Here is a 19,894-nt window from a genome sequence, read left to right as displayed (position 1 = left end):
TTACCATCGCCGCCATAAAGGGTATCATTACCTTCATCACCATATAATTCATCATCACCTGCATACCCATGCAAGGTATCATTACCTTTACCGCCGCTGATAATATCCCTGGTATCCCAACCATGAATGACATTATCACCATCGTCGCCATTCAGAGTAAATGTAATTTCGTTGATAATATCCTGTGCACTGATGGTTCTGTCTTCAAAAATCAAGTTAAATTGGCAGGAAGTATTATTATAATAATTAAAATAATCAGGCAGGGTTACAGAGTCTGAATTACCGTAAGCTTTAATAATCAGATCATTACCGGAACGGATGAACTGAGTATCAGCAAAACGGGCGCCTTTGAACACAACATCATCATATAGATTTTTTGCGGATAGGTATGCTCCATCATAAATAATGTCCTGCCCATGGCCGGCTGCAAATTCATAGCGATCCTTTTCGTGATAACCGCCTTTAAGAGTATCATTACCGGGACCGCCAATCAGGATATCATAGCCGGAGCCGCCTTCAAGGTAATCATCCCCGTCGCCGCCGACAAGAATATCGTTACCATCGCCGCCATAAAGCTTATCGTTACCTACACCACCACTTAAATAATCATTTCCATTTTCTCCGTACAGCTCATCATCGCCCTTACCGCCAAAAAGATTATCGATACCATCGCCGCCATACAGCTTATCATTGCCCGGCCCTCCGGCAATTACATCATTTGATTCCCAGCCTCTGAGTACATCATCTCCTGCTGTGCCGCCTATAGCAAAAGACATGGCTGCAATATCATCAACACTTAATACTTTATCTTCAAAAACAAAGTTAAATGCACAGTTATCGGTATGACTTACATCGAAAAAATTTTGTATGGTTACAGAATCATCATTTCCATAAGCCTGAATTACTAAATCTTGTCCGGAACGATCAAAAACAGCATCAGTAGAGTTAGCTTTTATAAATACCACATCATTATATTGTTCTTTTTGATTCCTATAACCTTTATCAATGATGGTATCTTGCCCGTGTCCGGCTTCAAACACATAGCGGTCTTTTTCATGATCACCGCCATAAAGTTTGTCATTACCGCTACCGCCGATAAGAACGTCATATCCAGAACCGCCTTTCAGAATATCGTCACCGGCATAACCATTTATGGTATCGTTTTTGTCTGATCCGTTAAGCGTATCATTTTTATCTGTTCCATTTAATACATTTGTATTATCTATGAAATATTTCGAATTTAATGTTTTATCATCGAAGATAAAAATAAAGTTACCGGCATAATTATTTTCTGAGCTGAAAAAATCTATGATAGTTAGAGAATCCTGATTGTTATATGCCTGGATTACCAGATTGTTATCTAATTGAAAAAATCTGACATTTGCAGAATTGGCCTGTTCAAATGTGATTTCATATTGCTGATTTTGATTATTTTCACTGGCATTGTGATTAATCATTTCCTGGCCATGGCCCAGTTTATATATATAACGGTTTATTGTCTGGTTATTTTCATTGGAAATATTGCTGTCTGTTTGTATCATTATTGAGTCCTTGTAGAAAATTTTAAAAGTTAAATAATAATTTTTATCTAAATTAATTTATATGGAATATTATCAGAGTGAATATTTAGTTAAATGTATGAATTTTTATAATAATTTATTAATTTTAAGAGTTTGTATGTACTGTTTAAGTAAGTAACTAATTATAAAATAATATATGTAAAAATATTCAATATATGAATTTAACGTTAAAAATAAATGTTTTACTATAATAAATATATTGCATTGGATTTCAATATCTATCTGTTTTTATGAATTTAAATATTATTTCTCCTTGATTTAATATTAATGTTAAAGTAATAAAAATTATATTTGTGTTTTTTTATTGAGTATTTTGTTATGAAATTGAAATGAAAAATGTCAGGTGCATTAGGGTATGATTCTCCTTGTAAATATAAATTGATCATATTTTCTGAAGTTAATATTTTAAATGTAATTTTTCTACTGTTTAAAAAATAGAAACAAAGTATACGATTGATTGTGATTTAATCAGTTTTTATTTCTTTAAATTTAAAGCAAATTTAAATTTACTGGTTTATACTGGTTTAATTAAGTTATATTTATTTAAAAAACAGGATGGTATTATAAAATAATTTTACACTAAGATTTGAATATTATCAATTATTTTTTATTTGATTGGATAATAATTTTAATATAAATATTTTTACTAGCTATTAATACGATATTGTCATAATAAGTTGTGTACAAAAAATGCTTAATCAGCTTATTAAGTCTGATTTGATTTTACTAATCACTGATATTTTCTGATTTATTAAATTAAATTTGAAAAAGTTTATTTTTTTGATGCTTAATAGTTAATATCTGTTTATGCAAATGCCAGCTTAATATTGTTTAATCGATCGCTCATTTACAAATTTTAAGACAGTAAAAAATTAATATTCAATTTCGATTTATTTTTTAAGTTGTAATGTCCGTATTTGTTCACCGAAATCCCGTACCTTTTGCCAGTCGGTATATTCAATATGGGCATCCAGACGGGTTTCGCCTTTGTTCAGTTTCATAACCAGGCGCATCATATAGCGGTCGAGCAGGTTATATTTGGCATAGTGCAGCTCTCCGGCAAAAATTCCAATTAACTGAGGGCGCCATGGGCTTTTGGTAAAAAATTTACGCGTATAGGTATGTGTCTGTGGTGTACTGCGATGAGGTTTGTTAGCCAGTATGCTGACGCTGAAAAAGGCACTTGGGGTGTTGCTGAGAATTTGCTGATGGCGTTCTATCCAGGGTGCCAGCTGAGAGGCGTAGTGTCCGTACCGGATAGAGGCACCGATAATAATCTTATCGTATTCCCCCTGCTGAATAAACGGATCATCTGCCAGATTAACTATATCAACCGTGATACCGGCAGCAGTCCATTGTGCTTCAAGTGTCCGGGCAATTTTAAGGGTATAGCCAAAACGGCTGCTGTATACAAGCAGATATTTCATGGTGCACAGATTCAGATAAATAAGGTTTATCATATCACGTCTGCGGGCTTTTACTCAGGGTAATTATTTAAAGCTGATTTTGTTTATTCAAGTATAAGATATTGGCTTTTTTACTGCGCGGAGACTGGTACAATGGCGGCTGTTTTTGGAGATATATATGAAAGCCAGTCAGTTTTATATTTCAACATTAAAAGAGGCTCCGGCCGAAGCGGAGTTGGCCAGCCATAAGCTTATGCTGCGTACCGGGATGATCCGGCGTCTGGCCAGCGGATTGTATACTTGGATGCCGATGGGGTTAAGGGTACTGCGCAAGGTTGAGCATATTGTGCGGGAAGAGATGAATCGTGCCGGTTCGATTGAATTGCTGATGCCGGTAGTTCAGCCGGCTGAATTGTGGCAGGAAAGCGGCCGCTGGGCATTTTATGGTAAGGAATTATTGCGTATTACTGATCGTCACGAACGTGAGTTCTGTATGGGGCCGACTTGTGAAGAAGTAATTACGGATATTGTGCGCAGTGAAATTCGCAGCTACAAGCAGTTGCCACTGAATTTTTATCATATTCAGACTAAATTCAGGGATGAGGTACGGCCACGGTTCGGGGTAATGCGTGCCCGTGAGTTTGTTATGAAAGATGCTTATTCATTCCATACTTCATTTGAATCATTGCAACAGACTTATCGGGATATGTTTGATGCCTATTGCCGCGTTTTTGACCGGCTGGGACTGGATTATCGTCCTGTGGCAGCAGATACAGGCAGTATTGGCGGAACGGGTTCGCATGAGTTTCAGGTTCTGGCGGAAAGTGGTGAGGATGTTATTGCCTATAGTGATACATCTGACTATGCAGCTAATGTTGAGCTGGCTGCTACTTTGCCATTATCAGGAGAACGCCGGAGTGCAGGGCAGACTTTAAGCAAAGTTCATACGCCGAATGTACGCAGTATTGAAGATTTAGTGGCATTTTTAAATATTCCGGTTGAGCAAACTCTGAAATCGCTGGTTGTTGATGGTGAAGAAGAGGGAACGGTAGTATTGCTGCTGGTCCGCGGAGATCATCATCTGAATGAAATTAAGGCTGAGAAGCTGGCAGGGGTAAAAGCACCGTTAACTATGGCTTCTGTGGCAGCTATTGAAGCTGCTTTCAATGGCGCACATGGTGGCTCGCTTGGTCCTGTGGGCTTTAAGGGTAAGGTATACGCCGATTTTGCTACTGCAAAATCTGCGGACTGGGTAATTGGTGCTAATGAAGACGATCATCATTATACGGGCTTTAATTTTGGCCGTGATGCAGCAGAACCGGAATTTGCTGATTTACGCGAAGTAATCGCCGGTGATCCTAGTCCGTGCGGAACCGGAAGTCTTAAGCTGGCCCGCGGAATTGAGGTTGGCCATGTGTTCCAGTTACGGACTAAGTATTCTGAGGCTATGCAGGCTACTGTTCTGGATCAGAACGGTAAAAATGTTGTGCTGGAAATGGGGTGTTATGGTATCGGGATTACGCGTGTGATTGCTGCGGCAATTGAACAGAATAATGATGAACGCGGTATTATCTGGACCGAAGCTATGGCACCGTTTACGGTGGTGATTGTGCCGATGAATTATAAAAAGTCAGCTGATGTAAAAGCTGCCGCAGATAATTTGTATGCGCAATTACAGCAGGCCGGAATAGATGTGCTGCTGGACGATCGTGATGAACGTTCCGGTGTATTACTGCATGATTCTGAGCTGATTGGTATTCCGCACCGGATTGTGATTGGTGACCGTGGTCTGAAAGCGGGTAAAGTAGAGTATCAGGCGCGCAGGGATACTGAAGCTACTGAGCTGGCCGTTGATGCAGTAGTGCCGCATATTTGTGCTTTATTCAGCCATAATTAATATTTTAAATGTGTATAAACCGGACATTGTGCGTCTGGTTTTGGCTGATTATTATTAGAAAATAATAATCTGATTTGATAATGTAATTATGGTTGCAGTTTGAAGATTAACGAATAAAAAACCAGATTTTGCAATCTGGTTTTTTTTCTATTATTTAAGTAATTCGTCCGGAATCTTGCATACCGGAATCGGGTTGATTTTATGCTGCATGGCACGATGATAACGTTCATAAATAGCAAATACTTCGCGCTCGCGGCCGGTAAAATCGTCTATTTTATGGGTATCGTAGACACTCATAGCCCATTCGAGCTCAGGATAGGTTGCACCAATCTGTTCTTCATCGGTTTTATCGGCATCCCATAATCCATCCGTAGGCGGAGCATCAATAATATTCTGATCTATGTTCAGTTCTTCAGCCAGTGTATATACCTGACTTTTAAGCAGATCGGCAATCGGGCTGAGATCTACGCCGCCATCGCCGTATTTGGTAAAGAACCCGACGCCGAAATCTTCTACTTTATTACCGGTTCCGACCACAAGCAGGCCGCGTTCCTGAGCGTAGTAATATAGTGCAATCATGCGCAGGCGGCTGCGTGCATTGGCCAGTGCCAGCTGGGTTTGTTCATCTTTATTGTCACCAATGTCTACCGCCATGGTAAATGAGTCAAAGGTGCGGGTAAGGTCTACCCAGTGTTCTTCTATGTTGTTATAACGGCTTTTCAGCTGACGAATATGCTCCTGTGCCCGTGCTATCTGATTAACTTTCTGATGAATAGGCAGTTCCAGTACCAATGTGGGCAAGCCTGTTCTGGCAGCAAGAGTTGAGACTACGGCAGAATCGATACCGCCGGAAACGCCTACAACAAAACCTTTGCATTTTGCCTGAGTGGCATAATCACGTAACCAGTTAACAATATATTCAATGATGGCTGCTGTTTGCATGGTGTATTCTTTCGCTGATTATTGAGCAGGATTAATATACTTCTTTAAGCTTTGCCTTGCAAAGGGTCTGTTGCGGCTGTTGCTGCCGGCTTATGTATTTAATCTGATTGGGCAGTAAGTGGTAGATTAGGTTAGAATAGGTATAGTTTGTTAATGTCTTGTGACGGAAAAAATAGTTATATGCAGGATATGGTACCAGCTGAAATCCGCTTAAGTCAGAACCGGAAGAGATTACGGCTGGTTTACGGAGCAAAAACATATGAGCTTGAGGCTGAGTTTCTGCGGGTATTTTCACCCAGTGCTGAAGTGCGCGGTCACGCGGCGGGGCAGGAAGTATTACAGACAGGTAAGCGTGATGTAACGATTACTGCTTTGTCTCAGGTTGGTAATTATGCTTTGCGTATTGCATTTTCAGACGGACATGATACAGGGTTGTACGACTGGGATTATTTGTATGATCTGGCTGTTCGTCAGGCAGAACTCTGGGCAGGTTATGAAAAGCAGTTACTTCTTGCCGGTGCCAGCCGTGACCCCGACTGATTTGCGGTTATTCGGATGCAGGCAGCCGGATAAGTTTATTTGGGCAATATTTAATTCTGAAAGTGTGGTATGAGCGATCACAAAACTCATTTTGGTTATCAAACTGTTGATGAAGATGAAAAAGCGGGTCGTGTTGCCGGTGTATTCCATTCGGTGGCCAAAAACTATGATGTGATGAATGATGTGATGTCCGGCGGTTTACACCGGATCTGGAAGCACTTTACCATTACCACAGCTCCGGTACGTAAAGGCGATAAGGTGCTGGATATTGCCGGCGGTTCAGGTGATTTGTCGCGCGGCTGGGCCAGACGGGTAGGACGCAGCGGTGAAGTCTGGCTTACTGATATTAATTCTTCTATGCTGACAGTAGGCCGGGATCGTTTACTTAATGAAGGGCTGGCATTGCCGGTGGCGCTGTGTGATGCAGAAAAACTGCCTTTTCCGGATAATTATTTTAATCTGGTGTCGGTATCGTTTGGTTTGCGTAATATGACGCATAAAGAAGTGGCACTGGCGGAAATGTATCGCGTTTTACAACCCGGCGGTACTTTGCTGGTACTGGAATTTTCTCATGTATTCAAGCCGCTCAAGCCGGTTTATGATTTATATTCATTTAAGATGCTGCCGCTGATGGGTAAGCTGATTGCCAAAGATGCAGACAGCTATCAGTATCTGGCAGAATCAATCCGTATGCATCCTGATCAGGAAACGTTAAGAAAAATGATGCTGGATGCAGGATTTGATAGTGTGAATTATCATAATTTAACCGCTGGTGTGGTGGCTTTGCATAAAGGGGTTAAGTTTTAGTTTGTCAGTTGACACTGTGTTCAGGCTGCCATATGGTGGCCTGATTTGTTTTATATGTGACTGGATAATGTTATGAGTGAAATTGAACAATTACAGCCGCAGCCGGTATGGCAGTGGTTTGCGCGTTTGTGTGCGGTACCGCGTCCGACATTTCATGAACAGGCTGTGCGGGAAATGCTGGTTAAGGCAGCACAAGAACATGGTCTGAAAACAGATATTGATGCTAAGGGAAATTTGCGTATTTGCAAACCTGCCACTGCGGGTATGGAAAATTGTGTGCCGGTAGCCATTCAGGCGCATATGGATATGGTGGCACAAAAAGGTGCTGATTCGCAGCATGATTTTCAGCGTGATCCGGTGCAGACCCAGATTAAAGATGGCTGGGTTTGGGCTAATGACACGACTCTCGGTGCTGATAATGGTATCGGTCTGGCCATGGGGCTGGCAGTAATATTCTGTGAAGGTATTGCTCATCCTGAATTAACGCTGATTGTTACGGTTGAAGAAGAAATCGGTATGGGCGGAGCAGAAGCGCTAAGTGCGGATTGGTTGCAGATGCCCTATCTGATTAATCTGGATACCGAAGAAGCGGGTGAGATTTTTATTGGTTGTGCTGGTGGTCGTGATGCCAGTATGACCTTACCTCTGAGCTGGCAAGCCGGTAAGCTGTCTGCATGTACTGTTCGGGTGTCCGGTTTACGCGGTGGCCATTCGGGCGTGGATATTGATAAAAATCATGCCAATGCCAATGTATTGCTGGCACGGGTGCTGTCTGGTCTGTATACACAGATACCTTTTGCTCTGGGTTCATGGCAGGGTGGGGAGCTGCGCAATGTAATCACACGTGAGGCTCAGGCTGTGATTGGCCTGGACGCTGATAAAGCACGTGCAGCTGTTGCACCAATTGCTGCTGTTATTGCTGCAGAATGGGCAGAAGAAACACAGTTAAATATTGAAGTATTACCGGCAGAGGATCTGACTCAGGCCGCTACTCTGGAAAGTACTCAGAAAGCGCTTGATTTGCTGCTGGCTGTGCCCAATGGTGTAATGCGCATGAGTGATCAGTTTAAGGGGATTGTGGAAACTTCTTCTAATATGGGGGAAGTGAAAACCGGAACCGATGGTTTACTGATACATTGTCTGATGCGTTCGCTTCTGGAAACTCCTAAAGATGAATTCAGTTTGCGTCTGGCTGCATTAGCGCGGATGAGCGGGGCGAATCTTGAGTTAACAGCAGATTATCCGGGCTGGGCACCGAATGCAGACTCTCCTTTACTGAAACTAACCAGCACTATTTTTACCCGTCACTATGGTAAACAGCCACCGTTGCAGATTATTCATGCCGGACTGGAATGCGGGATTCTCAGTGGTAAAGCACCTCATCTGGATATGGTGTCATTCGGACCGACAATACGTGCAGCACATTCTCCTAAAGAGCGGGTAGAAATTAAAGCTGTGGCTGAATGCTGGTCTGTTTTGCTGGATTTACTGAAATCTATACCGCCACGGCAGTAATCAGGTTGCCGGTTGGTACTGAAAAGGCATGCAGTGGCATGCCTTTTTGCTATTTTTTTGCTGCTATTCTTTGTAAACAGGGATATAGTAAGCCTTAGCCGGTTTGTACCGGCATAAATAATTTCGGTTCTGACTGTTGTTAATCAGAATGAATTACTTTTACAATGGCCCGTATATTTTTTGTCCGGACATTCTGCCGGATCAGAAAGTGAGTTTTATGGATACTCAACAAAATAGCCGTCGTAATTTTCTGCGTGCCGGTGCTGCTTTTGCAGGTGCCGGTCTGTTGCAGGCTTGTGGCAGCAATCCGAAGCCTGACGTCAAAACAGTGTCAACACCTAAAGTACCTGTGCAAATCAATAATAATCTTAATACTATGCGTATTTTTGCCTGTTCCGGATTTGGTGAAAGTGTCAGCCGGAGTGAGCTGGCAGCCCAGCGTCTGGCTATAGCCGGTTTTGCCGTGAGTAATCAGCAGGCGTTTATGCGTCGCTATCAGCGTTTTTCCGGCAGTGATGCTGAGCGCGCTGCAGATTTGCAGGATGTGGCTATCGGCCGGGTACCTGTACCGAAGGTGCTGATGGGGCTGCGTGGCGGATACGGAGCGATGCGTATTCTGCCTCTGGTTAACTGGTCTTCTCTGGGTGCAAGAATGCGTGAGCAGGGCACATTACTGTATGGCTACAGTGATGTTACCGCTGTGCAACTGGCATTGCTGGCTCAGGGGCAAATGTGCAGTTTTGCCGGACCAATGCTGTATAGTGAGTTTGGCAAGCCACAGATGAGTTTGTTTACTACCCGTTCTTTTATTGAGAACAGCTGTAATCCGAAAATGTCGGTTACAGTTGCCGATATACAGAATTATCAGATACGGGCAGATGGTATTTTGTGGGGAGGCAATCTAAGTGTGTTGTCTGCGCTTGCCGGCTCTCAATTTATGCCACAGGTGAATGGCGGTATTTTGTTTATTGAAGATGTAGGTGAACAGCCATACCGGATAGAACGCATGCTTCAGACATTGTATCTGAGCGGAATACTTGCACGACAGCAGGCAATTATTCTGGGTAATTTCCGTATGGGCTCAATTCGTGATGTCTATGACAGTAGTTATACTTTGAATTCTGTGATTCAGACGATGGCAAGGCTGACAAAGGTTCCGGTATTAACCGGATTTCCTTTCGGGCATATTACCGATAAGGTTACCTTTCCCCTGGGCGCCAAAGCAAGTTTGTATTCTACCAGTAATGGTGGTTATCAGATTGATTTCAGTGATTATCCGGTTTTGAATCCTTCTGTACTGGCTTTAAATACGCTGCTTCCACAACCGCCTGCCGTTGAGGGTTTACTTAACGGATCTGCTGCGCCTGCTAATGATTCTTCATCTGAAACCGAAGACACGATGTAATTATTCAGGCAGTAATTTGTCAGCTTGTATTTTCGGCTGATTTATTCTGGCTGCTCCAGCCATTTGATAATTGCCTGATTGTCAGCCGGAGCTTTGAGCTGACTGAGGGTATAGCGGTTCAGAGAATGATAAAAGGCTTGCTGCGCCTCGCTGAATAGTCGGGGAAGATAGCAAAATTCTGCCATTGAGCATGGGGGGTGCCGGCAGTTTATTAAATGAGGGGTCTCTGATGAGGCCAGCTCCAGTGCCTGAACAATATCACCCAGTTTAAGCTGATAGCTGGAGGCAGCCAGTTTTATACCGCCTTTTCTGCCCTTAAAGGAATCAATCCAGCCGCTCTGTGCCATGAAATATACAATTTTTACCAGATGATTTTTAGATACGCTGAGCTGTGTGGCCAGACTTTCTACGGTAGAAAGTCTGTTCTCAGGCAGGTATTGTAAAGCTAATAATACGCGCAAGCCTAAATCGGTAAAACGGTTTAATTGCATGGCAGACTGTCAGGCTGATGGAAGGTCAATTTTGCCTGTTTTCAGCTGCCATGAAAAGATTTCGTTTAAATAATTTCAAAATAGTTATTAAGCTGCCAGCTGGCTGAATCCGCCTGTACCGAACAATTCCATGAAAATCTGGTTTTGTGGTATTTGTAAATCACGCAGAGCCTGATATTGTGCATGCATAAATTCTATCGGACCGCAAATATAATAGTCTGCATCAGCAGGCAGTAATGAGCTGTCCAGTTCGGATAAATTCAGACGACCAATTTTATCTGCTGCTAATTCTTTACCCGGGTTTTCACAGGCCAGATAGCTGTGCAGATTAGGCATGCTTTGCTGCAATTCGGTGATATGCTGGTGCATCGCCAGTACATTACTGTTGCGGCAGGCATGAATAAAACTGATTTGCTGATGCGGATTTTTTTCTGCAGCAAGGGTATTCAGAATAGCAATCATGGGTGTGATACCAACACCTGCGCTAATCAGAACAGTATTTTTATGCGGATGGTGGAGTATAAAAGTACCTGTCGGGTTGGTGACTTCCAGTTCATCACCGATCTGGTAATGTTCATGCAGAGTTGTAGACACATAACCTTCAGCATGTTGTTTGTCACCAATTTCTTTTTTGACGCTGATGCGGAAATAGTTCGGGTGATTGCTGTCGGAAAGTGAGTACTGACGTGGTTGCCGGATGCCTAGCTGAGGTACCATAACCCGAACGGAAATATACTGACCGGGCTTATACTCCGGCAGCGGACTATTGTCTGCCGGTTGCAAATAAAAAGAGGTAATCTCGCTGCTTTCAATCTGCTTATCAACTATTTTAAATTTTTTCCAGCCATTCCATCCGCCTTCAGTTTTATCTTGTTTGTTATATAGATTTGCTTCTGTGGTAATAAGAATGTCGGCCAGTTGCTGATAAGCGGCAGTCCATGCTTCTATCAGTTCACTTTCCATGGGGACATTCAATACTTCACTGATGGAGTGCAGCAGATTGGTACCAACAATTGGATACTGATCCGGCTGAATATCCAGACTGACATGCCGGTGAGCGATCTGACTAACTGCATCGCCGAGGTTCTGTAATTTAGTAATATTTTGAGCATAAGCCAGTACTGCACTGGCCAGTGCATGTGGTTGCGCATCATTGCGCTGGTTGCCAAGGTTAAATATTTCTTTCAGGTCGGGGTTATTGGTGAGCATCCTGTTGTAAAAGTAGCGGGTTAGTTCAACACCGTGTTCCTTTAGGGTTGGAATAGTAGACTGAACCAGTTCGATTTGTCTGGTAGTAAGTTGCATGATTGTTCTCCCGAAAATTTTGTATAATTTAATATGTATATAAAATACATATTTTATATTAGGCTGCTTAATAATGGCTGTCAATAAATACTGAATCAATTAAATGAATAATTTTTCTATTTCAATCTGTTCGGTATTGCTATCAAGGGATGGAATGCGGAAAGTAGCGCATAGAATGGCTAATATGAGTTAAACTGTCTGCTATTTTGGTTGTGGTATTTCTGGTCATTCCGGCTGTTATCGAGAATAGGGTGACTGGCTGTTGTGACTGATGAAATAAGCAGGATATCTGAGGAATGCTAAATTTATGATGATCCATCCGAATTTTGATCCAGTACTGATACATCTGGGTCCTCTGGCCATTCGCTGGTACGCATTAAGTTATATTGTTGGTTTTTGTTTGTTTATCTGGCTGGGAAGCAGACGGATTAAAAGCGGGCAGACCATATTTACCAATGAGTTGCTGGAAGATTTATTTACCTGGGGTGTATTCGGCGTGATACTGGGCGGGCGTCTGGGCTATGTGTTGTTTTATCAGTCTGCGTACTATTTCAGTCATCCGCTGGATATTCTGAAAATCTGGCAGGGTGGTATGTCGTTTCATGGCGGCTTTATCGGAGTGCTGGTCGCCATGTGGCTGTTTTCCCGCAAACACAAGGTTAAATTCTGGGCGGTAGCCGATTTTGTGGCGCCGCTGATACCGCTCGGACTGGCATGCGGTCGTATCGGTAATTTTATTAACGGCGAGCTGTGGGGGCGTGTTACCAGTGCTGATGCTTTCTGGGCAATGGGTTTTCCGCACGCGCATGATGATGATGTTGCGCTGGTGATGCAGGATCCGCAAAAATGGCTGCCGGTATGGAATAAATTTCAGATGCTGCCGCGCCATCCTTCACAGCTGTATGAATTTATGCTTGAAGGAATTGTGCTGTTTGTGATTATGTGGCTGTTTACCAAAAAACCTCGTCCGCTGGGGCAGGCATCTATGCTGTTTTTACTAGGCTACGGTGTATTCAGGTTTATTGTTGAGTTTGCGCGTGAACCTGATGACTATCTGGGTTTGCTGGCGATGCATATGTCTATGGGGCAATGGCTCAGTCTGCCGATGATTGTGATTGGCGCAGTCGGATTCGCTTATACTTGTAAAAAAGCAGCTTAAACTGAATTTATAAAGCTGTTAAAGCCGCAATAAAATATATTTATTGCGGCTTTAATTATTGGCAGACATGTTTTACGGTATTTTTGTACTAATATATTTTACGAAAAAGAAGAAATGAAAAACTTTTACGAAGATAATATGATATTTGCCCAGCGCATAAATGAAATAGTTGAGCTATTAGGTAATCCCAATGTTGTGGCTAAAAAGGCTGGAGTAACTGCATCATCAGTATTTAGATGGCTACGGGGAGAATCTGATCCATCTAGAACAAATTTAATACGACTTGCTGATGCAGCCAATGTAAATATTGCTTGGCTAGCAACGGGAGAGGGTAAAAAATTTAAAAATACACAGGAATCAAATACAAGCAATATTCAAGTAACAAAATCAACTGTCGATGTTTCAGGAAAACGTGTAGATATTGATGATTTTGTTTTTATTCCAGAATATGATATTAAAACCGCATTAAGTTATAAATTTATATCAAATGATGATGAGCCTGTCCCGACAATGGCTTTTCGCCGAAGTTGGGTAATCAATTTTTTGCATGCAAATCCACGTGATTTATCAGTAATAACCGTCCAGGGTGATTCAATGGCTGATTTACTCTATGATGGTGATAAATTACTAATTAATCATTCAAGGAATCAACCGGCAACAGGTTTATATGTTTTAAGAATTGGTGATGAGTTAATTGTTAAACGTACTCAGCTGCTCCCTGATGATAAATTATCAGTTAAATCTGAGAATAAAGCCTACGACCCGTTTACAATTAATTTAAAAAACTTGGAAAATAAAATTGAAATTGTGGGACGCGTTGAATGGTTTTGTAGACAAATTTAACTATACGTTTAAACGTGTTTAAATATGTTATAAATTATATTTAAAATATTTTAAAGAATGTATAATTTTTACCTATTTTGAGATAAAAGAAAAACTTAAATTTAAGCGCAGAAAAACGGCTAAACTGCCTGTATTTCAGATATTTCAGCCGTTTTTTTTATTTGCAGTGTACAGCTTTAAAAAATATCCCCCCACACACAGAAAGGTAATTAATCTTTACAGGCTGTCTTTGTGTGCCAGAATCCGCCGGCTGCCACCCAGCTCGGCAGGTGAAACGATACCTGCGGCTTCGAGTGCTTCCATCAGATTTGCTGCACGGTTGTAACCAATGCGCAGGTGGCGTTGTAAAGATGAAATAGATGTTTTACGGGTTTCCAGTACAAAGGCTACTGCCTGATCGAATAATTCGTCACTGTTGGCGTTCGGATTAACCTGATTAACATTGGTCTGAGCAGCCTCTCCCGATAATAAGCCTTCTACGTATTGGGCAGGAGCCTGCTGTTTAATGAAGTTAACGATGGCATGAACTTCATCATCGGAGACAAATGCACCATGCAGACGGGTGGGCTCAGCCTGACCGGGCGGTAAAAACAACATATCACCTTTGCCCAGCAGGTTTTCAGCGCCCATCTGATCCAGAATGGTACGGCTGTCAATTTTGCTGGATACCTGAAATGAAAGCCGGGTGGGAATATTGGCTTTAATCAGTCCGGTAATCACATCAACGCTCGGGCGCTGTGTTGCCAGTATCAGGTGGATACCGGCAGCACGGGCTTTTTGTGCCAGCCGGGCAATCTGTTGTTCTACTTTTTTGCCTTCTACCATCATCAGGTCAGCCAGCTCATCAATAACAACCACGATATAAGGCAGTTTATCCAGTGGTTCAGGATCGTCCGGATTGGTACTGAATGGGTTAACCAGTGGCGTTGATGCTGCTTTGGCAGCTGCTACTTTGTCATTAAAGCCGGTAATGTTGCGTACTCCGACATGCGCTAACAGCCGGTAACGTTTTTCCATTTCGGTAACACACCAGTTGAGTGCCTGAGCTGCTTCTTTCATATCGGTAACCACCGGAGCAAGCAGATGCGGAATGCCGTCGTATACGCTTAATTCCAGCATTTTCGGGTCTACCATGATAAAGCGCACTTCGTCTGGCTGTGCTTTGTATAAAATCGACAGAATCATGCAGTTAACACCGACAGATTTACCAGAGCCGGTAGTACCGGCAACCAGTAAATGCGGCATTTTCGCCAGGCTGGCAATCACGGGTGCACCGGCAATATCTTTCCCCATAGCCATGGTTAATTTATCAGCGGCTTCATGAAAGATTTTTGCGCCCAGGATTTCTGACAGCAGAACGTTTTGGCGTTCTTCATTAGGCAGCTCAATACCCATCGTGGTTTTACCGGCGATGGTTTCTACAACACGCACGCTTTGTACTGAAAGGGAGCGGGCCAGATCTTTATTAAGATTGACTATCTGGCTGCCTTTTACTCCCTGTGCCGGTTCGATTTCATAGCGGGTAATAACCGGGCCGGTAGTGGCACTGGTCACTTCTACTTCAACGCCGAATTCTTTCAATCGGGATTCGATGTGTGCAGCCGTTTGCTGCAAAAGCTCGCTGTTAACCACAGCAGGCTGACCAGAGGGTTTGCTGAGTAATTCTGTATCCGGTAAATGAATCAGACCATTATCACTTTTTACTATAGGTTCAGATACCGGTGCCGGTTCTGTTAAATCCTGTGCAACGGGTACTTCTGTACGTACAGCCACGGTTTTACGGTTGCTGGTGGTAAGCTCGGGCGGTTCGATATTTTTTGCTGTAATATTTTTGGCCTGTCTGACTACACGCCGGACGGTTTTGTTGTTAGGAAATTCGGTAATTAACCGCTGCGGCCGGCGCAGTAATTTGCACCAGAACCATTCAAACTGTGCACCAAGTTTTTCGATTACGGTTAACCACGATACCTGCAATAACATTGACAGCCCGATCAGCATCATAAATATACTGATAATCAGACCACCGGTCATACCGAAGAACTGATGTAACAGTTTTCCGAAACTCTGCCCGGTTAAACCTCCGGCACCAATAGGCAGAGCATTCTCAAGCATACTGGTAAATACCAGATTTTCCAGGGCAGGGCTGAAAACCAGAAGTACAGCTAAACCACTCAGAGCCAGCCAGCTGCTGTAGGGTTTACTGTCAACGCTGGTGTTAAGAGAGCGTGCATTGAGCGGACGAAAGCTTTTATACAGGGCGATAATGGCAGCAATAATTAACCACCATACAGATAAACCGAAAATGTAGTAGCCGATATCAGACAGCCATGCTCCGGTAAGACCAGCCAGATTATGAGTTTTATTAATTTGTGCAATACCGCGTGACCATGCCGGATCAGCCATATCAAAGCTGGCTAATGACAGTATGACAAACAGGGTAATCATCAGTGCCAGCAGCCAGAAAATATCATTAATGAGGTTCATTAACCATGGCTGTCTGGGTTTGCTGATTTCCTGTGGTTTGAGTTTTTTCGGTAACTGCTTGCTCGGAGCAGTTTTTTTTCGTATTGTGGCCATAAATGTTGCAGCTTAATTTGGTATTTTTATCAGAAATTAACTGGTTATTATACGTTCTGTCAGGCTCTGTATCTGATATTAGTAACAGGATTTAACGGTTTTTTGCGGAGTATCAAACCCAGTAACCGCAGCCGGGTATACGTGCACCATGAGCACCCGTAGCATGATGAGTGGCTACAGGCTGACGCTGATACCAGCATGCAGCCAGCCAGGCAAAAGCAGAAGCCTCAACCAGTTGTGCCGGAAGTTGTAAAGTATCGGTGCTGTATAGAGATATCCGATGTAAATCTAGCTGCTGTGCTAATGTTTGCATCAGAAGCAGATTTTGCGCCCCGCCGCCACATGCATATACGCTCCCGGCATCAGGTGCGGCATTTATAATGGCGTTTACTGCACTGTGTGCGGTTAGTTCAAGCAGAGTGCGTAATACATCTGCGGGATTTTCCTGTCCATTAAGATACTGGCTGAGCCAATCGAAACTGAATAAATCACGGCCGGTGCTTTTGGGATAAGGCTGGCTGAAATAGGCATGGCTGAGCATGGCTTGCAGCAATGGCTCAATTGTCCGGCCTTGTGCGGCAAGTGTGCCGTTAAAATCAAATTCTTGCTGCCAGTTTTGCTGTACCCATGCATCCATCAGCATATTGGCCGGACCGGTATCGAAGCCGAATGCCGGCTGGTGTGGTTGCAGAACGCTGATATTGGCAATGCCGCCCAGATTCAGAACCACACGGCATTGCTTTTCATCAGCAAAAACTGCCTGATGGAAGGCCGGTACCAATGGCGCACCCTGACCACCGGCAGCCAGATCGCGACTGCGAAAATCACCTACTGTTGTGATGCCGGTAAGTTCGGCCAGTAGTGCCCAGTCCATTAGCTGAATACTGTAATGCTGTTCCGGTACATGACGTATGGTCTGACCGTGACAGCCTAGTGCTGTCACGGCTCGTGCTTCGGTTTGTGCTGTACTGAGCACTGTACTGACAGCCTGCGCATTCAGGCGTGCCAGCTGCTGTGCCAGTACGGCTGCCTGTGCCAGTTCGTTCTGCTGTGGTATTTGTAATGATAATAGCTGCTGCCTGAGTGTTTCCGGGTAGGCGACGAATGCATGTGCACAGACACCTAGCCATTGAGTACCGGAAAGTTTGGCCAGTACGGCATCAATACCATCCATGCTGGTGCCTGACATCAGGCCGATATAGTATTGAAAAGAAGGTGTGCTGTTCATCAGGCGAAAGTAGCCATTACCGGTGCATGATCACTGGGGCGTTCCCAGCCTCGGGCTTCGCTGTCTATCTGTACTTCACGCAAAGCCGGCAATAACGCATTGCTGATCAGTATATGATCTATGCGTAAACCAAGTTTGCGTTTAAACATATTCATACGGTAATCCCACCATGTATAGTTTGTGCTGTCCGGATAAAGATAATACAGACTGTCTGTTAATCCCAGATTCAGCAACTGCTGAAACCAGCTGCGCTCCTGTGCTGAACACAATACTTTGTCCTGCCATTTTACCGGGTCATAAACATCTGTATCGTGTGGTGCGATATTAAAATCGCCCAGCAATATGGTTTTGGGATGTTGTGTCAGCTCAGTGTTGATATAGTTATTCAGTGCCGCAAACCAACGCTCTTTATAGGCAAATTTTTCGCTGCCTACAGCCTCACCATTGACGCAATAAGCACAGATAATTCTGACATCATTAACCGTTGCCGCAATAATACGTTTTTGCGGTTCATTCAATTCGGGGATATCAACTGTTACGTCCTCAAGAGACTGTCTGCTGAGTATGGCAACGCCATTATAGGTTTTCTGTCCGTTCCATGCTGCATGATAGCCAATTTGGGTAAATTCAGTTTCCGGGAATTTATCCTGCTCAAGTTTCAGTTCCTGCAAAGCCAGTATATCCGGCTGGTTTTCTTCGAGCCAGCGCAGCGTATGCGGCAGACGCACATTGAGGGAGTTGACATTCCAGGTGGCAATTTTCATGATGGATTCTGTTTCAGCAAAACGGGTATTGTATGCGTAAAGTTTGGTGAGTTCCAGAGCAGATACCGCTATCAGTTAATCCAGCTGGGCAATGGTAACATTCAGATTACGAAAGCCGGATAACTGCTTATCCCAGTGATGCTGTTTCTTTTTGAAGTCAGCCAGTTCACGTGCATTCAGTGTGCGGGTCGGCAGGGCAACGCTGGTCGGATTTACCGGCTGTCCGTTAATCCGGACTTCGTAATGCAGATGCGGGCCGGTAGAAACGCCGGTACTGCCTACGTATCCGATAATATCTCCAGCCTGTACATGCTGACCAACACTTAGATTGGCAAAAGCACTCATGTGTCCGTACAGGGTTTGCATGCTGTCGTTGTGTCGCAGCACAACTGCATTGCCATAGCCCCCTTTGACACCAAAGCTTTCAACAGTACCATCCGATGGGGCATGTATGGGTGTTCCGCTGGCAACAGCATAATCAATACCGCTGTGCATGCGCAGAGTTTGCAGTATCGGATGAAAACGTGTACCAAAGGGGGAAGAAATTCGTGCACCATCGACTGGTACACTGGAAAATCCTTTGCGCAAAGGTTTACCATTTACATCATAGTACTGACCGTTACCATCATTACCAGTATCGTAATAATAGGCATGATAAATATTGCCATTGTGGCTGAATTCTGCTGCGCGTATATCACCTGTTGCCAGTTCCTGACCGCGATAATACAGGCTGTCGTAAATCAGGCGGATAGTATCGCCACTTTGCAGCGAGTTAATATCAATTTTGTCTTTGAAAATTTCACGCAGTGATTCTCTGATTTCTACCGGAATACCTGCTTGTGCCAGTGCTCCTCGTGCAGAGGTTTTAACGACAACGGCTTTAAATGTCGGCAGAGTTTCAGTATCCACTGCGCTGATATCGGCATTCCAGTTATTACCAGTTTTTTTCAGTGCCACCAGATTTTTTTCGCCATTATCATCATCATTAAAAAACTGGATATCGGTAAGGAGGCCATTGTTATCCGTGCGGATACTGAAAACCTGATTGACCTGTAAATGCTGTACCTTATTTTTGATGATGTTAAGACTGGTAATGCGCTGAATTTCATCAGCACTGATACCAAAGCGGCTTAGTACCATGTTAATCGTATCACCGGGCTGGACGATTTCGTCCCGCCAGAAATTCTGTACAGGCGCCTGGGTTTTAATGTTAACCGGAGCCAGTTTGAGTGTTATATGCTTTGGCTGATAACGATCTGAATTGTGTTTACGGCCGGATATGAGTACAACCAGTATAATCAGAAGCAATACGATTGCCACGGCAATACTACACCAGAGTTTTGGTTTGGCGGTTATTTTCTGTTTGAACTGCTTTAACAAGGCTGATGATTGAGTTAACAGGGACATGGTTGTGTATCGGGCAATCCATCCTAAA

The 19,894-nt window shown here is 43.5% G+C and carries 16 protein-coding genes; 7 read left to right on the top strand and 9 right to left on the bottom strand.

All coding sequences use genetic code 11. The features are described from left to right. Positions 1-1,541 (bottom strand): calcium-binding protein (locus GYY70_RS12275; RefSeq protein WP_304944918.1); only part of this gene is annotated, 1,541 nt, incomplete at its 3' end. Positions 1,542-2,470: 929 nt separating this feature from the next. Continuing rightward, on the bottom strand, positions 2,471-3,040 hold the full coding sequence (hemG, locus tag GYY70_RS07095; RefSeq protein WP_174831851.1) for a menaquinone-dependent protoporphyrinogen IX dehydrogenase: 570 nt from the start codon (positions 3,038-3,040) through the stop codon (positions 2,471-2,473). 124 nt (positions 3,041-3,164) lie between these two features. On the opposite strand from hemG, the gene GYY70_RS07090 reads away from it, so the two are divergent. Further along, positions 3,165-4,883, top strand: coding sequence for a proline--tRNA ligase (locus tag GYY70_RS07090; RefSeq protein ID WP_174831850.1), 1,719 nt, complete (start codon positions 3,165-3,167; stop codon positions 4,881-4,883). 150 nt (positions 4,884-5,033) lie between these two features. On the opposite strand, the gene nadE is transcribed toward GYY70_RS07090, so the two are convergent. Further along, a complete protein-coding gene (gene nadE, locus GYY70_RS07085; RefSeq protein WP_025330923.1) occupies positions 5,034-5,825 on the bottom strand; it encodes an NAD(+) synthase in 792 nt (263 codons plus the stop codon). A gap of 153 nt (positions 5,826-5,978) precedes the next feature. Here nadE and GYY70_RS07080 point away from each other — a divergent pair, with 153 nt between their 5' ends. From GYY70_RS07080 to GYY70_RS07065, 4 genes are all read left to right on the top strand, one after another. Further along, a complete protein-coding gene (locus GYY70_RS07080) occupies positions 5,979-6,365 on the top strand; it encodes a gamma-butyrobetaine hydroxylase-like domain-containing protein (RefSeq protein ID WP_232335922.1) in 387 nt (128 codons plus the stop codon). Positions 6,366-6,434: 69 nt separating this feature from the next. Beyond that, positions 6,435-7,172 (top strand): bifunctional demethylmenaquinone methyltransferase/2-methoxy-6-polyprenyl-1,4-benzoquinol methylase UbiE, encoded by a 738-nt coding sequence (ubiE, locus tag GYY70_RS07075; RefSeq protein ID WP_174831848.1) that lies wholly within the window; start codon positions 6,435-6,437, stop codon positions 7,170-7,172. A 72-nt stretch (positions 7,173-7,244) separates the two neighbouring features. Then, positions 7,245-8,687: an aminoacyl-histidine dipeptidase gene (locus GYY70_RS07070; protein WP_174831847.1), complete on the top strand. Its 1,443-nt coding sequence runs from the start codon at positions 7,245-7,247 to the stop codon at positions 8,685-8,687. A gap of 217 nt (positions 8,688-8,904) precedes the next feature. Then, entirely contained in the window at positions 8,905-10,092 is a 1,188-nt protein-coding gene (locus tag GYY70_RS07065) for an LD-carboxypeptidase (protein WP_174831845.1), read from the top strand. Positions 10,093-10,133: 41 nt separating this feature from the next. Here GYY70_RS07065 and GYY70_RS07060 read toward each other — a convergent pair whose 3' ends face one another. Both GYY70_RS07060 and hmpA read right to left on the bottom strand, forming a co-directional pair. Next, the gene (locus tag GYY70_RS07060) at positions 10,134-10,583 is read right to left on the bottom strand and encodes an Rrf2 family transcriptional regulator (RefSeq protein ID WP_174831843.1); all 450 of its coding nucleotides are present in this window, start codon (positions 10,581-10,583) and stop codon (positions 10,134-10,136) included. An 87-nt stretch (positions 10,584-10,670) separates the two neighbouring features. Then, the gene (gene hmpA, locus GYY70_RS07055; RefSeq protein WP_100126498.1) at positions 10,671-11,888 is read right to left on the bottom strand and encodes an NO-inducible flavohemoprotein; all 1,218 of its coding nucleotides are present in this window, start codon (positions 11,886-11,888) and stop codon (positions 10,671-10,673) included. A 307-nt stretch (positions 11,889-12,195) separates the two neighbouring features. Between hmpA and lgt the strand changes: the two genes are divergently transcribed. Both lgt and GYY70_RS07045 read left to right on the top strand, forming a co-directional pair. Next, a complete protein-coding gene (gene lgt, locus GYY70_RS07050) occupies positions 12,196-13,047 on the top strand; it encodes a prolipoprotein diacylglyceryl transferase (protein ID WP_174831841.1) in 852 nt (283 codons plus the stop codon). A 114-nt stretch (positions 13,048-13,161) separates the two neighbouring features. Further along, complete coding sequence (locus tag GYY70_RS07045) at positions 13,162-13,890, top strand: helix-turn-helix transcriptional regulator (protein WP_174831839.1); 729 nt, start codon at positions 13,162-13,164, stop codon at positions 13,888-13,890. Positions 13,891-14,106: 216 nt separating this feature from the next. Here the strand turns inward: GYY70_RS07045 and GYY70_RS07040 are convergent, their stop codons facing one another. The 4 genes from GYY70_RS07040 to GYY70_RS07025 all read right to left on the bottom strand — a co-directional run bounded on the left by GYY70_RS07040 (position 14,107) and on the right by GYY70_RS07025 (position 19,866). Continuing rightward, a complete protein-coding gene (locus GYY70_RS07040; RefSeq protein ID WP_174831837.1) occupies positions 14,107-16,467 on the bottom strand; it encodes a DNA translocase FtsK in 2,361 nt (786 codons plus the stop codon). Between the two features lie 112 nt (positions 16,468-16,579). Beyond that, complete coding sequence (locus GYY70_RS07035) at positions 16,580-17,695, bottom strand: anhydro-N-acetylmuramic acid kinase (protein ID WP_084547534.1); 1,116 nt, start codon at positions 17,693-17,695, stop codon at positions 16,580-16,582. Beyond that, positions 17,695-18,459, bottom strand: coding sequence for an exodeoxyribonuclease III (xth, locus tag GYY70_RS07030; RefSeq protein ID WP_174831836.1), 765 nt, complete (start codon positions 18,457-18,459; stop codon positions 17,695-17,697). The genes GYY70_RS07035 and xth overlap by 1 nt, the downstream gene beginning before the upstream one ends. Before the next feature lie 75 nt (positions 18,460-18,534). Then, entirely contained in the window at positions 18,535-19,866 is a 1,332-nt protein-coding gene (locus GYY70_RS07025; RefSeq protein ID WP_174831834.1) for a LysM peptidoglycan-binding domain-containing M23 family metallopeptidase, read from the bottom strand. Positions 19,867-19,894: the final 28 nt, after the last annotated feature.

The sequence above is a fragment of the Snodgrassella sp. ESL0324 genome (genome assembly GCF_013344955.1).
GTDB classification, from domain to species: Bacteria; Pseudomonadota; Gammaproteobacteria; order Burkholderiales; family Neisseriaceae; genus Snodgrassella; species Snodgrassella alvi.
The sequence above is the reverse complement of the archived record's forward strand: the minus strand, read 5'-3'. Positions and strand labels throughout refer to the sequence as shown.